Raw genomic sequence first — 15855 nt, 5'->3', positions numbered from 1 at the left:
CTCTCAAGGGGCATTCATGAGCACGCTTACCGGCTTTGCGCCGTCGATTACGTTTGTCGAAAACACGGTCAACGGCGCTCCGCAGATCATGGATAGCGACGTCAGCCTGAACTACACCGGCGGCGGCTTCGGCGGCGGCACGCTGGTCCTGTCGGGTCTGCTTGCCGAAGACACGATCTCGGTCCGCGACGAGGGAACGAGCGCGGGCCAGATCAGATTGTCCGGCGCGAATGTCACCTTCGGCGGCGTAGTCATCGGAACCTTGGCCGGCGGCGAGGGCGACAGCCTGACGATCACCTTCAACAGCGCCGCATCGGCCGCGTCCGTCGAGGCCCTGATCGAAAACCTGACCTACGCCAACAGCAGCAACACGCCGACCGCCACGCGCGACCTGTCGATGACCCTGACGGACGGCGCCGGCGACGTCATCACGGCCCCGCTCCAGATTACCGATCTGGTTCAGCAGGGCAACCTGGCCTTCGAGGTCGGATATTGGTCCGGTCCGGCCTTCTTCGACTACAACGGCGACGGCCATCTCGATCTCATCAGCGGCGAATACTACGGCGGCAACTACCTGTTCACAGGCGATGGAACCGGCGGCTTCAACTACGTCGGCGTCGACGTTTTCGGTCTCGGGAACCATGGCAATGCGCCGGCCGTCGCCGCCGGCGACATCAATGGTGACGGCCAGACCGACTTCGTCATCGGTTACGAGGACGGCTCCATCCGGACCTTCATGGGCGCCGGCGCAGGCTTCGTCGAGGCGGCCGGCGCCGCCAACCCGTTCGCCACCTTCTCGGCGGCGAGCTACGCCACGCCCACCCTGGTTGATTTCGACGGTGACGGTGATCTGGACGCCGTGGTCGGCACGGCGGTCGGCGGCAGTGGATCGTTCCGCTACCTCACGAATTCCGATGGCGTTTTCACTGAACAGACCGGGGCCGCCAACCCCTTCGCCTCAATCCAGACCCAGAACAGCAATTCGATCGCGTTCGGCGACCTTGACGGCGACGGCGACCTCGACGTGATCGCCATGGCGCGCAGCGGTGATGTCAGCGCCTACATCAATAATGACGGCGTCTTCGCCGACGCAACCCCGTTCATGGGCTTCATCGGCGGCGTGCTGAAGCCCGTCTTCGTGGACATCGATGAAGATGGCGACCTCGACCTGGTGTTCGGCAACCAGGGCGGTGAGTTCGTCTATTACCGCAATGACACGCAGGCCCCGACCAACACGCCGATCACCGTCAATGTGACTTCGGAGGACGAACTGTCGGTCGTGTCCGACGACGCCTTCGCCACCACCGAGGGCGACGACGCAATCACCGGCAACGTCTTCGCTGACAACGGCGCGGGCGTGGATGAGCCTCAAGCGGGCGGCAGCCTGGTCGTCGCGGCCGTCAACGGCTCGGCTGCGGCCGTCGGCACGCAGATCACCCTGCCGTCCGGCGCCCTGCTGACGCTGAACGCCAACGGGACGTTCGCCTACGATCAGAACGGCGCCTTCGACGACCTGCCGGGACCCGCATCCGGCGCGGCCAACACCACGGCGACCGACACCTTCACCTACACCCTGGACGACGGCTCAACCGCGACCGTCACCGTCTCCATCACCGGTGTGGACGGCGACGCCGACACGCTGGAGGGCACGGCGGGCAACGACACCCTGATCGGCGGTTCTGGCGACAACACCCTGTCCGGCGGCGACGGCGACGACATTCTCATCGGCGGCCCGGGCGCCGACCGGATGGACGGTGGAGACGGAACGGACACGGCCGATTTCACCAACGCGGGCGCCGGCGTCTTCGTCACCTTGGCCGGCACCATCGGCATCGTCGGAGAGTCGGACGGCGACCGCTATTTCAATATCGAGAACGTCACCGGCAGCGCCTACAACGACGTCCTGATCGGCAATGGCGGCGACAATGTCCTGATCGGCGGCGAAGGCGACGACACCGTGATCGGTTTCGATGGAGACAACACCCTGGATGGTGGAGAAGGCGCCGACATGGTCGAGTATGCCAACTCCGCCAGCGGGGTCACCGTCAACCTGGCCACCGGCGTCGCTGTTCACGGCGGCGGCACAGACACCCTCATCAGCATCGAGTCCGTGGTCGGCAGCGACTTCGCCGATGAGCTGATCGGCAACGACGCCAACAATTATATCCGCGCCTTCGCCGGCGACGACCTGATCGACGGCGCCATGGGCAACGACACGATGGACGGCGGACTGGGTGACGACACCTATCTGGTGGACAGCGAGTTTGACTCGGTGATTGAAGCGGAAAATGAGGGCGTGGACACCGTCCGCTCCTCCGCTTCGACCTACACACTGGGCGAGAACGTTGAGAACCTGATCGCCATCGCGACGGGCAGCCAGACCCTGATCGGCAATGCCACGAACAACGTCATCACCGGCAGAACCGGCGATGACGTGCTGGCCGGCCGTGGCGGGGTCGACAGCCTCAACGGCGGCGCCGGTGTCGACACGGCGGACTATTCGCTGGCCGCGGCGGGCGTGCACGCCCGCCTCGACACCATGAGCGCGATCAATGACGGCGACGGCGCCACCGACACCTTCGTCTCGATCGAGGCTCTGGTAGGGTCCGCCTTCAATGACCTGCTGGTCGGCGGCGTCCTGAACGACAGACTCTCCGGCGGCGCGGGCTACGACGTTCTGATCGGCGGCGCGGGCGACGACATCCTGGCCGGCGGCGCGGGCGCCTCGAACGAGTTGTACGGCGGCGCGGGCAACGACACCTATGTTCTGGACGCCAACGACACGATCGTCGAAACCGCCGGCGGCGGCGTCGATACCGTGCAGACGACCCTCGGCGTCCTTAACCTGGGCGCCAATGTCGAGAACCTGACCTATGTCGGCCAGGGCGATTTCACCGGCAACGGCAATGTTCTGAACAACATCATCAACGGCGGCATCGGCGAGGACGTCCTGCGTGGACGGGGCGGCAACGACACCCTGAACGGCGGCGCCGGGATCGATACGGCGGATTATGCCTTCGCCACCTCGGGCGTCTATGCCCGCCTCGACCTGCAGCGGGCCTTCAACGACGGCGAAGGTGGAACCGACAGCTTCACCTCGATCGAGGCCCTGTCCGGATCGGCCTTCGACGACCTTCTGGTCGGGAGCTCGGGCGACGATGTGCTGGACGGCTGGCTGGGACGGGACGTCCTGATCGGCGGGGCCGGCGACGATACCCTGATCGGCGGCCAAGGCGTGGCCAACGAACTGCATGGCGGTCTTGGGGACGACCTCTATGTCCTGGAAGCCAACGACACGATCATCGAACTGGCGGGCCAAGGCCGCGACACGATTGAAGCCCATCGCGGCTATCAGGTCATGGGGGCCAATATCGAGGACATGTATTTCGCGGGCGTCGGCAACTTCCGCGGCGTCGGCAACAGCGGTGACAACGTCATCAGCGGCGGCGACGGCGGCGACGTCCTCATCGGCGGCGGCGGCAATGATGACCTCTACGGCGGCGACGGGAACGACACCGTCATCCTGCGTGGCGCCCAGTCAGAGTACACCGTCACGGAAGAGCAAAACGGCTACCGTATCGTCGATAGCGTCGCCGGTCGGGATGGGTCGACCTTCCTGTCCAGCATTGAGACGCTGCAGTTCACGACCGGGGCCACGACCCGGACCCTGACCTATTCGCCCGCTCCGGCGCCGCTGGAGTCGATCGCCAAGACCGGCTTCACGGATGCCCAGGTGCTGCCGGGCGTGATCGATGACAGCCTCCTCGATCTGGGGGGAACGGACTTCGGGCCGCAAATCCTGCCCGCAGTGTCGGACGACTTCCTGGTGTTCCACGACAACCGGTCGGAGCCTGTCTGGATCGGCGCGTCGCTGGGGTCGGCGCCGGAGATGCTGCATCTGCTCGATGTCTTCCACGGTGATGAGGCCGGCCACACAGGCCCGTTCAACGCCATCGATCCCTGGGCCTGAGCCTGAGGGGCTGACAGACGGACGGCGCCGCGGGCTCACCCGCGGCGCCGTTTTTCTGTTCAGCGCTGATGGTCACTGTGGCGCGGGCGGCCAGGGCGGCCCGACGCGCGCGCGTCGGGCCCAGCCGGACGGCGTCGTGCCGGTGAAGCGGCGGAACAGCTTGTAGAACTGGGAGGCGCAGAGTCCGGTCGCTTGGGCCAGGTCTTGCGGTGAGCGTGGTCCGCCCGTGTCGATCAGACGGCAGGCGGTCTCGATCAGCGCCCGGTGGCGGTCCGCCATCGACGGCTCTTCGGGGCGACATCGCCCGCAGGGGCGAAAGCCCGTGGCCCGCGCTTCTGCGAGGGTTTCATGCAGACGGATGTTTTCGGGGCGCGCGTGTCGGGCCGGACAGGTCGGGCGACAGTAGACGCCGGTGGTGACGACCGAGCACCAGAACCGGCCTTCCGAAGTCGGGTCACGGCGATAGATCTGGGCCAGACGGCTACGCCGGCTGGCGGTCTCGATGGTGGCTGTCTGTTCCATCTGGAAAGAGGGGAGAATGGGCGCGCCGATCGGGGGCGGAGGGCGCGCCCATCCCTTCCATCAGAAGCGGCGGACGTAGCTGACCGACCAGACGTCGGCTTCGCCGGCGTCATCGGTGAAGTCGCGGCGGGTCCAGTCGACCCGCACACCGTCGTTTCTGAAGAAGGCGGCGGCCCCGAGGCCGTAGTTGAAACTCTCGCCATCGGCCTGGACGGTGACGCCCTCCGAGGTGGCCTCAATGGCGGTGGAGCCGTAGCCGGCGCGGGCGAAGACCTCGAAATTCTCACCCAGCGGCAGGAAGGCGACGGCGTAGGCGGCGAAGTCCTGTTTGAGCTCGATCGCGCCCGACGAGCCGCCGATGGAGACGTCGTAGCTCTCGTCCTTCACGCCGATGCCGGCTTCACCTTCCACGCCGAGATGAGGCAAGAATTTGTAGCCGACGCGGGCGGTCACGGAGCCGAGGTCGGCCTGGCCGGTGTCGACGGCGCTGTAGCCGAGGCTGCCGTACAGGCGGGGCGCATCCTGCGCCGAGGCGACGGCGGGCACGGCGGCGAGAAGCAGGACGGAGGCGGCGATGGCGGCCTTGAACATGGGGAACTCGTCTTCTGAAGCGAGGGGAAGCAAGACCGCCGTCGCGGCCTTGTTCTCAGGACGCCGTCGGCGCGAAGGCGCCTTACGGTCGTCCGCGTTTTTCTTCAGAAGGCGGCTTCGAAAGTCAGTCGGACAGTCAGCGGACGCACCGGTACAGCCTGCGGCTCCGACAACTGATACGGCGAGCCGATGCCGTAGCGGATGCCGCGGGTGTCGAACGGGTTCGAGATGCGCAGCACCGCGGCGGCCCGCTCGTCGCCCAGTCTGGCCGTCAGCTCCGAGCGCAGATAGCCGCCTTGCGGCACGTCCAGCATTGGTCCGACCCCCAACTGCGACTGACCGATGTAGCGAAAGTCGGCGCCGATCCTCACCGGCAGGGTCGCGATCTCGCCCGGCTCCCAATCGACACTCAACTGGGCGCCGACGGGGGCGACATTGGGGATGTCGGTCGTACCGCCGCCGATGGTGCTGTAGCGGGTGCGGGTCAGGCTGCTCTGGTTCAGGAACACGCCGCCGGACAGGTCGAGCGTATCCGTCGGCCGCCAGGCGGCCTTCAGAGAGATGAAGTGGATGACCCCATCGCCGACGTTGTCGGTGACCAAATCCCCACCTTCGGTGACGATGTCCGCTTGGACGTCGCGCCAGTCCATCCAGCCGACTGAAGCTTCTCCCGACAGGCCGTTCCAGCCTTCGCGGGATCGGGCGCCGAACTCCAGCAGGGTGACCCGATCGCCTTGGTAGCGTTCGAAGGCGCCGCCCGCCTCGCTGACGCCCGCAGGTCGGACGGACTGTTCGAAACGGCCGAAGAGCGTCAGACCCGGGGCGGCGTCCCAGCGGGCCGAGAGGCTGGGGGTCAGGCGGAAGCTGATGCCGCGGGCATCGCGGCCGAGCCGCATCGACAGGGCGACGTCCCGGATATCGCTGTCGATTCGGGTGGCGGACAGGCGCGCGCCGACCGCGACGCGCCAGTCCGGGGCCGGGGACAGCGACACCTCTCCAAAGGCGGCGCCCTCCGCGAAGCTGCGGGTCAGATCGACGCCTTGCGCTGTCACGTTCAAAGGCAACGGATCGATGCGCCGCCGCTGAACCAGGGTTTCGCCCATCGCCACCGAGCCGCCGCCCGCCCAGGTCCAGCCGTGGCGGTCTGTCATCTCGATCCGGGACTCGGAAGACACCGCGAACAGGGTCTGGCGGCGATCCACGGCGACGGGAAGGGGGGCGCCCGGCTGGCTGGCGTCGAAGCGCTCGGTGAGTTCCTGACGCGAGAGGCTGGTGGCGGAGGTCAGGGTCACCCGGCCCATCCGCCGCCGCGCGGTCAGTCCCGTCAGGACGAAATTGCTCCGGTAGGGCTCGAGCACCCGGCCTGAACGACTGAAGCCGGCCCGATCCGCTGGGACGGTCTGGGAGTCCTCCGCGGAGACCTGCTGGATGACGCCGGTCAGATCAAAGCTCCAGCCGTCGTCCATCCAGCGCAGCGCGACGCGTCCACCCCGGGTGTCGACACTGTCCAGCGCGCTGCGACCCTCGCCGGGATTGCTGAGGAAGCCGCCGTCGTGACGGATGTAGGCGACCAGCCGCCCGGCGCCTTCCGCGCCGAAGCCCTGATTCAGGATCAGGGCCGCCTCGCGGCTGTCAGACCCGCCCGAGGTCAGGGCTCCACCCACAATCATCCGGGCCGAGCGTTCGGAGGGTCTGGGGGCTTCGGGCTGGATGCGCAGCACGCCGCCGATGGAACCCGCACCGAAGCGGGCGCCCTGCGGCCCCTCGAAGACCTCGATGCGGCGAACGTCGATCAGCGCCAGGTCGGGGTCGGGCGAACCGTAGCCCAGGCGCAGGTCGCCCAGATACTGGCCAACGGTCGCCTGAAGCGGCCCGTTCATGGCGGAGTCCGCAAGGCCGCGGACGAACAACTTGTTGCGGCCAAGGCCCTGGCGGGTGGAGTCCACGGTGGCCGAGAGGTCGGCGATCGCGTCACTGGCCGCCGCGCCCTCGATCCGTTGCAGGGCCCCGGGCGGGATGAGGCTGCCTCCGCCGGTGTCCTGAAGACCCACCGGGGGCACGGCGGTGACCACCACCTCGCTGAGGGGCGTCGGTTGCAGGTCGACGACCCGAGCCGGCGGTGGATCAGCGGGCCGCACAGGCTGTCGGGGGCGCGCCTCGATACGGTAGACGCCGTCGCCGATGCGAAGCGCGCGCGCGTCCAGCGGACGCAGCATCTGCTCCAGCGCGCTCTCAGCGGTCATGTGGCCCCGAACGGCCCCGGTGCGGCGACCCGACAGGTTTGTCGCAATGACCACGTCCAGTCCGCCCTGCGCGGCCAACCGGTTGATGGCCGGAACCGCGGGACCCGCAGGCACGTCGAAGGCCCGCGGCGTGCCGGACTGCGCCAGCAACCCGAGCGCCACCAGCGTCGCGGGGGTCACGGCTCCAGCCGCCAGCCTTCGCCGTCCGCGACGACAGACACGCCCAGCAGCAGTTGGAGGCGCGATCTCTGCATCGCCGCTGTCCCGCGCAGGTTAAGGCTGCCACTGAAGCGTCGTGCCGCCAGATCGGGCGATACGGTGACGGTCCGGCCGAGGACGCGAGCCAGATCCTGGGCGACGACATCCAGCCTTTCGCCGTCCCACGAGAGGCGGCCTTCACGCCAGTCATCCAGGCCATCGATATCTACGGTCCGGCGCTCCAGTCCCCGGGGCGATGCGATGACGCTGTCGCCCGGGTTCAGGACGGCGCGACTGGAGCCGGCGTCGACCTGGACCTGGCCTTCCGACACGGACACGCGGGCTCCGTCCTGAAGACGGGTCACGTCGAACACGGTGCCGAGGTCGGTCAGGGTCGTGTCGCCGACCTGCACAAGGAAGGGGCGGGTCGCGTCGTGCTCGACCTCGAACAGGGCGCGGCCGGCCTTCAGGGCGACCTCGCGCGGCTTGCGCCGGTCGAGCGCGAGTTGGGTCGCACCGTCCAGAACGACCTGTGAGCCGTCGTCCAGGGTCACGGTGCGCTGCTCGCCCGGCGCGGTCACGATCAACCACGGCTGCGGACGGGCGGACCAGCCGATCCAGCCGATACCGAGCGCAAGGGCGCTGACCGCCGCCGCCGCCACGACACGGCGTGGCAGGGCGAAACCGCGACGCATCGTCGGCCTGCGGCGCGCGGGGGCGGTCTTGAGGGCCTCGATCGCGTCGCCCTCAAGCTCGGCCAGCCGCCAGTAGGCTTCGCCATGCCCGGCGTCGGCCGCCATCCAGGCCTCCCATGCCTCCCAGTCCGTGAAGTCGGGATCATTGACGCGAACCAGCCAGTTCAGGGCTTCACGTTCTGTCATCCTGTCGGTGGCGCTCATCCCCATGCCTCCGAGACGCCGCCGAAGCGAACAAGCCTCATGCCCCGCCCTCCGAAAGATCGAGAAGGGCTGCATAGACCTTGCGAAGATGCTTCTCGATGGTGCTGAGGCCCATGCCAAACTCTTCAGCCAGCAGCCGCTGGGTGACGCCGTCGATGCGGTGACGGCGGAAGATGGCGGCGGCGGGATCGCCGATCGCCTCCAGTCGCGCCTCAACCAGCGCAAGGGTCTGGGCAGCGATCAGGCGGCGTTCCGCGTCAGCCGGTTCGATGCCGTCGTCCGGCAGGTTTGCGGGGCTGGACCAGACGCTGTCCCGCACGGCGGTCCGTCGGTCGCCGCGGCGTCTGTCCAGTGTAGCGGTATAGACCATGCGCATCAGATAGGCGGCCGGATTGCCGATCGGCCCGTCGGCGTTGCGGATCTTCAGCCAGACGTCCTGCACGACATCTTCGGCGTCGCCGCCCGCGCCCATTGCCCGCGCGCGCCGGACCAGAGCCGGGCGCATCTCGGCGAAAACCGCCTCCAGGCCTGCGGGCGTTATGTCGGATGACGGGCTCACGCGCGCCCTTAGGCCTGCAATAAAGGCGAAATCTCGACGTCGATTTTCTGATCTCGCCGTCCGGCGCCGGCGGCGCCGTCCGCCGCCTGCAGAGGGTTCCATGACAAATACGTGCGTTTCAGGCGTTTCCCTCCCGTCAGAGGCCATGTTTCAATCGGGGGTAATGTCCGTGCCCGAGAGTGCCATTGGGTTGATTGGAAGTCCTCCGTCCGCGGAGGAGCAGAGCTTTGGTCAGGCCGGGGGCCCGCTTGCCGTCCGCGCGGGCGGACGGATGGCGGACGCGATCCGCAATGCTGACTGGTCCTCCAGCACCTTGGGTCCGATCAGCGGCTGGGACCCGGGCCTGACCCTGGCCCTGGACACCATTCTGGAAGCCCGCTTTCCGATGTTCATCGCTTGGGGGGAGGCGCTCACCTTCTTCTACAACGATGCCTACGAGCCCGTCCTTCTGGGCAAGACCGCCTGCCTGGGCGCGCCCATGCGCACGATATTCCCGGAGGCGTGGACCCGTCTGGGGCCATTGATCGCGCAGGCGGCTGTGGGCCAGGCCAGTTATTGCGAGGACTTCGAGGTGCCGCTGGTCCGCCATGCGCGGCTGTCGAGCACGTGGTGGTCCTTCTCCCACTCCCCGTTGCGAACGGGGGAGGGGTCGATCGGCGGGGTGCTGGGCGTGGCGTATGAAACCACGCGCCGGTTTCTGTCGGACAGGGCCTTGCGGTCCAGCGAGGCGGCGCTGTTGACGCTGACCGACATGACGCCGGGTCTTTTGTGGCGGTGCGAGACGGACGGGCGACTGACCTGGGTGAACCCGCGACTGCAGGAGTATCTGGGCCTCGACGAGCCGGGCACGGCGCACTGGGATGACTTCGTCTGGCCAGAAGACGTCGGCAGCGCAAGGCGGGTTCTGGAGGATTGCCTGTCAGCCCGCCGCCCGTTCGAGCACCAGCAACGCCTGCGCGGGGCAGACGGGCGATACCGGTGGTTCATACTCCGCTGCCAGCAGGTGCGGGATGCTCGGGGCGGAGTGACCGGGTGGTGCGGCTCGGCGATCGACATCGACGACTGGCGGACAGCTGCGGACGGCCTGTCAGACGGCCCGGACGCCTTGCATGAATTCTACGGCGCCGACGCGACCCTTCTGTGGGTGGCGGATGTCGATAGCCGGCGGGTCACCCCCGTGAACGCCCGGAGCCGCCCGGACTGGGCTCTGCCCGCGGACGGCGAGGCAATAAGGTGGGACCACTGGGCGGAGACCGTTCACAGCGACGATCGCGCCCAGTTTCTGGCGGTCTTTGATCGGGCGGCCTCCGGCAAGACCGCGCAGAGCAAATTCCGTCGTGTGACGGGGACCGGTCCGGCCCGGCGGTTCCAGTTGACGGCCTTTCCCATCGGGGACGGGGAGGGGATGGTGCGGCGTGTCGGCGGACTGGTGGTCGAAATCGGCCGCGATCTGGAGCCTCGCGCCTATCTGGTCGACCCGGATCCCATGCGAACGAATGCCCTGTCCCAGGCCTTTGCCCGGCGCGGCTTCCGCGTCCGCGTGTTCAGTTCTGTCCCTGATCTGGAGGGCGTGGCGGATGACCTTCTGGCGGGTTGCGTCGTCATCGGCGTGGACCACGATCTGCCAGCGGTGTTGAAGGCGGCGGCCCGACTGCAGCAGACCCCCCACCTGAGCTGGATCGGCATCGGTGATTTCGAGGCGCGGCTGGAAGATGTCGTTCGGCTGATGAAGCTGGGGGCCGCCGACGTCCTGTCCAATCCCGCGCCGGAGACGGTGGCGGACGCGGGACAGGCCGCCCTGGCGCTGGCGCGTCCGGAGCCCGTGAGGACCGCGGCGCCGGAGACCGCGCGACAAAAGATCGAGCAACTCAGTCGCCGTGAACGGGAGGTGCTGGACGGTCTGGTCGCGGGCGGCACAAACAAGACGATCGCCCAGAAGCTGCAGCTAAGTCCCCGCACGGTCGAAAGCCACCGTTCGCACCTGATGGACCGCCTCGGCGTTTCCAGTCTGGCCGATCTGGTTCGGCTGGCCAGCGAGGCGGGAATCCAGGGCGGGCGCTGAGGACGGACGCCGATCACGCGCGGGTTGATACTCAGTACGGGACCGGATGACCTGCCCCGGCGGCGTCGCGACCATGCGCCGACAACCGGCCCTTTCCGGGCCGCGCCTGTCCGGAGATGCTTCGCTTGGCCGCCACTGACCAGTCCCTGCCCCACGACGAGTTCATCGAAGTCCGCTCCGCCCTGCTCAAGGTTTCCTCCAGAATGTCGTGTTCCCAGGCGCTGGAACTGGCTGACCTTCTGCACACCGTGATCCGTATGCGTCGACCGCGACGCCCGCTGCAGAACCTCGAGGCTCTGTTCTGCGACGAGCGCGGCATGGGCTGAAGCCCGCTCAGGCCCGGATCACCCGGCGGCCGGGCCGAGCAACACAGCCATGGCGGTCGCGCCGAGACGCGCGGAGAAATGGAAGTAGTCCGACCACTGGTCGCGATCGCGCCAGAGAGCCCGGGCTTCCTCATCACCCGGCGGCGTCGAGGCGAAGTTCAGGTAGCGGACGTCACATCCGCCCGCGCGGGGCTTTCTGTCAGCGAAGAGGGCCGCAATCCGGGTGGCGTTGACCTCGACGATCCGGTCATGGTCGCCCACCGGCGCGCCGGCCGGTGTCGCCGGCAGGGTGAAGAAGATGAGCCTGTGCCTCAGACCGCTCCGGCGACAGATGTCGTCCGCCAGATCCGCCATGTCGACGACGTTCCGTCGGCCCGTCGCCAGTGACGCCGACGAGGTGTCGAGCAGGGTGAGCGTATACCGAATACTGCGCTCGGCCTGTACCCAGTCCTGCCTGCCGGGCGCCAGCGGCCGGCAGGGCGCATAGGTCGACGGGTCGGGCTCGCCGCCGTTCAGGCTGTGCGCCACCGTCTGCATGGACTGCAGGGTGGTGCGCGGCGACAGGGCCGTGGATATCGCCGCTTGCGCCGGATCGACGATCGCGGGCCGTTCGCGCGTCGGCAGGCCGATCTCGATCAGGAGTGTGGCGGGCGTGCCCCGGGTGTTCAGGATCGTCCGCTCGACCCGCGTCAGTTCCCGCAAGCCCCAGGCGGAGCCCGCGACCCGCAGCACGTCGGGACGGGCGCAGGTGTCAAAGCCGCGCCAGGTCCGGGAGGACCCGATCAGGAAGACATCGCCCCGATGCTCGCGAATGGCGCGGGTGAAGAAGGCGGGATTCCCGCCGGCCTCGCCTTGCGCGATCACGCCGGGCGGAGGGCTTTGGTTGAAGGCATGGCGGCCCGACTGGCCGAACTCGCCGGTCGGATCGATCATCACATTGAACGCCGCATATCCGACGAGGATCGCCAGCGCGGCGCCGAGCCCGAGCCACCAGCCCCGGGTCAGGCGGACGGGCGTTTCGTCCGGTTCAGAACTGGGCATAGATAAAGCCGTATTGCTGCACGGGGCGGGTGACGCCGATCAGCGCCAGCAGAAGAAGCCCCACCGTCAACGCCCCCCACAGCAGCGTCGGTCGCCATCGCAACCAGGCGGGAGCCGCCGAGGCGCCGGCGATGCCGAAAATCTGCATGGTGTTCGGACAGGCCAGAACCATCAGCGTCACAGCGCCCATCATCGCCACGGTTCGCACGCCGGGCAGGCGCGCATTGGGGTAGAGGCCCGACAGGGTCGCCCCGTCCGTGAGCGCGGCGAACAGCGCCTTGAGATCGACAAGCGCCGGCAGGACCCGACCCAGCGTCTGGCCGTCGCCAACCCGCAGCATCAGGGCGATGATCGCCACGGCGATCAGGATCAGCGCCTGACCGACGATCCGCCGGGCGCCCTGTTCGAGAGCGCTGATCGGGCGGGGCGCAGCGCGGGCATTCTGGCGAATGAACTGCAAGACGATCAGCAGGACGGCGACGCCAAGCCCCTGGAGCAACGGCAGCAGGGCCGCGGTATGCCAGGCGGCGACCACCAGATAGGCGACCAGGGTGGCCAGCGCCCAGGCGATCCCGTAGCGGCGACTGGTCGGGCGGATCGGCAGTTTGCGCGCGATCCGGAACACCGGCTCGAAGACGTAGTCCCGCACGAAGGCCATCAGGCTCATATGCCAGCGCATCACGTACTGGCCGGGCGACGCCGCTTTCAGGGGCGAGTTGAAGTTGATCGGCAGCAGCAGGCCAAAGCACAGGCCCACGCCGATCGCGATATCGGAATAGGCCGAGAAGTCGAGATAGAGCTGTAGCGTATAGCCCCAAGCGGCGGTCCAGGCTTCGACCGGCGTGACGCCGCCCAGGTCGACGGCGGTCAGGACAGCATCGACCTTGCGCGCCATGGGATCGGCCAGCCAGGTTTTCTTGACGATTCCGGCCAGCACCAGCGCGCCGCCCCGCGCGATATCCGCCCCCGTCGGCGCCATGAAACCCAGCCGGGCGAACTGAGGCGCCATTCGGCCGTAGGCGGCGATCGGGCCGGCCGGCAACTGGCCGAAGAATGAGCCCCAGGCGGCATGGCGAAGCAGGCCCAGGCGTTCGACGCCCGGCTTCTGCGCGTCGATCAGGAAGGTGATTTGTTGCAGGGTGTAGAAGGCGAGGCCGAGCGGCAGGGCCACGGGCAGGATCTGCTGACTGACCTTGAAGGCCACCAGCGGCGCGAGGTTGGCGATGATCGCCCCGGCGACCACAAGCTTGCGCGCCGTCGATCCCGGCGCCAGCCGGCGGATGACGGCGACCGCCGCGAAATTGCCGAGGATCGAGGCCGTCAGGAAGGCCAGCGACACCGGTCCGGCCAGGAGGCAGAACAGCAGCGAGGCGGCGACCAGCACCCCGACCGCCACCGCGGGTCGCCAGCGACAGGCGAGCGCGAACGCCCCAACCGTCACCGGCAGCCACAGGATCAGGAACTGAAGGCTGACGAACGGGATGGCGTCACGCCGACTTTTCGATCAGCACATCATCCAGCAGCACGCCGTCGAGGCCGGTCGTCGCCAGCACGGCCATCGCGTCCTGCACGCTGTGCACGATGGGTTTGCCCATCACATTGAAGCTGGTGTTGAGCACGATGGGAACGCCCGTCTGCGCCTCCATGGCGTCCAGCAGCCCGCTCATCCACGGGTCCGAAGCCGCGTCGACGGTTTGAAGCCGACCCGTGCCGTCCGCATGGACGACGGCGGGGACGCGATCACGCACGCCCGACTTCCACGGCAGGGTGAAGGACATGTAGGGCGAGGCTTGGGGGCGGTCGAACCACTCGCCCACGCGATGCGCCGGGACAATGGGAGCGAACGGGCGGTAGGGCTCGCGTCCCTTGACCCGCTGGTTCAGCCTGTCCTTCATGTCCGCCGGGCGAGGATCGGCGAGGATCGAGCGATGGCCGAGGGCGCGAGGGCCGAACTCGGCGCCCCCCCGCATCACGCCGATGATCTGCCCGGCTGCCAGTCGGCCGGCGAGTGTCGCCAGACCGTCCGGGCCGCCGCAGTCCGATATTCCGGCATGGCCGCAGTTCGCGACCGCCTTGTCGATGACACGACGGTCCGGCGCGGTTCCCAGGAAGGGGGTGAGCCGACCGGTCGCCGCCGGCTGTTCAGGATGATCCTGCATCCAGGACAGTAGCGCGGCGCCCAAGGCATTGCCGTCATCGGCGGGCGCGCTGGGCACATGCACCGTGTCGAAGCCGAAGCGGCCGCGGATCGTGCCGTTGTAGGAGGAGTTGAGCGCGCAGCCGCCGCTGAGGACGAGGTTCCGCTCGCCCAGCTCGGCACAGCTCTGCAGGATGCGATCGACCAGTCTGGCGTAGGCGGCCTGACCACTGGCGGCCAGATCGGCCGCCTGCTGGATGGGATCCGAGGGGGCGCGCGCATGGGGTCTGGCGCGGGCGACCACGGCGTCAATGATCGCCTGTTCCGGCAGTTGAGGACGACCGTCGACGATGTTGAGCATCGTTTCCAGCGCGTCCACCAGACCTTCGTCCGGCGTGCCGAAGGCGGCCAGGCCCATGACCTTCCATTCTTCGCCCGCGCGCCAGTCGAAACCGCACAGGCCGGTCAGCCAGGCGTAGAAGGTGCCGAGACTTCCCGGTCCCCACGAACGCCACAGTCGCTTGAGCCGGCCCTCGCGGAGGCGGAACAGGCTGGCGGCCCCGACCTCTCCCTCTCCGTCGATGACGAGGCACAGGCCGTCGGCGAACGGGGCGCTGCTGCAGGCGGCGACCGCGTGAGACAGATGATGGTCGAAGTGGCGGACATCGGGCGCGGTCTCGGCCAGACCGAGGCGCAGCAGGGAGTCGCCGGCGGCGGCCTGCGCATGGGCTTGCAGGCCGCGCAGCCACAATCCGTCCGAGCCGGGCAGGAGGGCGTTTGAAACCGACACCGGCAGGTCAGCCTTGACCCGCGCCCAGCTGGTCGAAACGACCAGTTCGTCGGCGGCGGCGTCAAACCCGACGGCGGCCAGCGCGCTTTCCAGATGGCCGACGTGATCCGGCGCCGCGCCCCAGGCGCGCTTGTCCTGGATGAAGCGTTCGGTGGCCTCGGCGAAGCGGATGCCGCCTGTCTCGTCCACGATGGCCAGGGCTGGATCATGCCCTGACGTCGACAGGCCCAGATGGAAGCGACTCACGGCTTGTCGAACAGCGCCACGACCGCCGCCGCGACCTCGTCCAGCGTCTGGAACTCGAACATCAGCGAGGGCTCGACCTCGATCTGGAACTCGTCCTCGATGTGACCCGAGATCAGCACCGCGTCGATGGATTCCAGACCGAAGTCGACCAGCACGGTCGAGCCCAGGATCTGCTCGGCCGGGACCTTGGTCCGCTGGCTGACGTGAGTGCGCAGGAAGTCAGTCACCTGTTCGACGGTCGGCTTGGTCATGGACGCACTTTCACACTCTG

The 15855-nt window shown here is 68.1% G+C and carries 12 protein-coding genes; 3 read left to right on the top strand and 9 right to left on the bottom strand.

Annotated elements, in window-relative coordinates:
• The first annotated feature begins 16 nt into the window (after positions 1-16).
• Positions 17-3970 (top strand): beta strand repeat-containing protein, encoded by a 3954-nt coding sequence (locus tag ACW174_RS00125; protein ID WP_492015670.1) that lies wholly within the window; start codon positions 17-19, stop codon positions 3968-3970.
• 72 nt (positions 3971-4042) lie between these two features.
• Here ACW174_RS00125 and ACW174_RS00120 read toward each other — a convergent pair whose 3' ends face one another.
• The 5 genes from ACW174_RS00120 to ACW174_RS00100 form a co-directional block, all read right to left on the bottom strand.
• On the bottom strand, positions 4043-4492 hold the full coding sequence (locus ACW174_RS00120; protein ID WP_492015669.1) for an Ada metal-binding domain-containing protein: 450 nt from the start codon (positions 4490-4492) through the stop codon (positions 4043-4045).
• A gap of 60 nt (positions 4493-4552) precedes the next feature.
• A complete protein-coding gene (locus ACW174_RS00115) occupies positions 4553-5083 on the bottom strand; it encodes a porin family protein (protein ID WP_492015668.1) in 531 nt (176 codons plus the stop codon).
• Between the two features lie 104 nt (positions 5084-5187).
• A complete protein-coding gene (locus ACW174_RS00110) occupies positions 5188-7506 on the bottom strand; it encodes a TonB-dependent receptor (RefSeq protein WP_492015667.1) in 2319 nt (772 codons plus the stop codon).
• Positions 7503-8423, bottom strand: coding sequence for a FecR family protein (locus ACW174_RS00105; RefSeq protein ID WP_492015666.1), 921 nt, complete (start codon positions 8421-8423; stop codon positions 7503-7505). The genes ACW174_RS00110 and ACW174_RS00105 overlap by 4 nt, the downstream gene beginning before the upstream one ends.
• A 37-nt stretch (positions 8424-8460) precedes the next feature.
• Positions 8461-8982 carry an RNA polymerase sigma factor gene (locus ACW174_RS00100; RefSeq protein WP_492015665.1) on the bottom strand — a complete coding sequence of 174 codons (522 nt, stop codon included), beginning with the start codon at positions 8980-8982 and terminating at the stop codon, positions 8461-8463.
• Between the two features lie 271 nt (positions 8983-9253).
• On the opposite strand from ACW174_RS00100, the gene ACW174_RS00095 reads away from it, so the two are divergent.
• Entirely contained in the window at positions 9254-11044 is a 1791-nt protein-coding gene (locus ACW174_RS00095; protein WP_492015664.1) for a PAS domain-containing protein, read from the top strand.
• Positions 11045-11169: 125 nt separating this feature from the next.
• On the top strand, positions 11170-11370 hold the full coding sequence (locus tag ACW174_RS00090; RefSeq protein WP_492015663.1) for a hypothetical protein: 201 nt from the start codon (positions 11170-11172) through the stop codon (positions 11368-11370).
• Between the two features lie 18 nt (positions 11371-11388).
• On the opposite strand, the gene ACW174_RS00085 is transcribed toward ACW174_RS00090, so the two are convergent.
• The 4 genes from ACW174_RS00085 to ACW174_RS00070 are packed head-to-tail and all read right to left on the bottom strand — an operon-like array spanning position 11389 to position 15835.
• On the bottom strand, positions 11389-12411 hold the full coding sequence (locus ACW174_RS00085; protein ID WP_492015662.1) for a hypothetical protein: 1023 nt from the start codon (positions 12409-12411) through the stop codon (positions 11389-11391).
• Positions 12398-13852, bottom strand: a complete 1455-nt coding sequence (locus ACW174_RS00080; protein ID WP_492015661.1) for an MBOAT family O-acyltransferase — start codon at positions 13850-13852, stop codon at positions 12398-12400. The genes ACW174_RS00085 and ACW174_RS00080 overlap by 14 nt, the downstream gene beginning before the upstream one ends.
• A gap of 46 nt (positions 13853-13898) precedes the next feature.
• Positions 13899-15584: a carbamoyltransferase family protein gene (locus ACW174_RS00075; protein ID WP_492015660.1), complete on the bottom strand. Its 1686-nt coding sequence runs from the start codon at positions 15582-15584 to the stop codon at positions 13899-13901.
• Positions 15581-15835 (bottom strand): acyl carrier protein, encoded by a 255-nt coding sequence (locus tag ACW174_RS00070; protein ID WP_492015659.1) that lies wholly within the window; start codon positions 15833-15835, stop codon positions 15581-15583. The genes ACW174_RS00075 and ACW174_RS00070 overlap by 4 nt, the downstream gene beginning before the upstream one ends.
• Between the last annotated feature and the right edge of the window lie 20 nt (positions 15836-15855).

Source organism: Brevundimonas sp. AVps31 (assembly GCF_058681355.1).
Note: the sequence above shows the minus strand (reverse complement) of the source record. Positions and strands in the feature narration are given on the sequence as shown.

Excerpts from the sequence above, each read along its gene's own strand:
- ACW174_RS00115 (WP_492015668.1), bottom strand. The coding sequence starts at position 5,083 with ATGTTCAAGGCCGCCATCGCCGCCTCCGTCCTGCTTCTCGCCGCCGTG.
- ACW174_RS00105 (WP_492015666.1), bottom strand. The coding sequence starts at position 8,423 with ATGAGCGCCACCGACAGGATGACAGAACGTGAAGCCCTGAACTGGCTG.
- ACW174_RS00070 (WP_492015659.1), bottom strand. The coding sequence starts at position 15,835 with ATGACCAAGCCGACCGTCGAACAGGTGACTGACTTCCTGCGCACTCAC.
- ACW174_RS00085 (WP_492015662.1), bottom strand. The coding sequence starts at position 12,411 with ATGCCCAGTTCTGAACCGGACGAAACGCCCGTCCGCCTGACCCGGGGC.
- ACW174_RS00125 (WP_492015670.1), top strand. The coding sequence starts at position 17 with ATGAGCACGCTTACCGGCTTTGCGCCGTCGATTACGTTTGTCGAAAAC.
- ACW174_RS00120 (WP_492015669.1), bottom strand. The coding sequence starts at position 4,492 with ATGGAACAGACAGCCACCATCGAGACCGCCAGCCGGCGTAGCCGTCTG.
- ACW174_RS00095 (WP_492015664.1), top strand. The coding sequence starts at position 9,254 with ATGGCGGACGCGATCCGCAATGCTGACTGGTCCTCCAGCACCTTGGGT.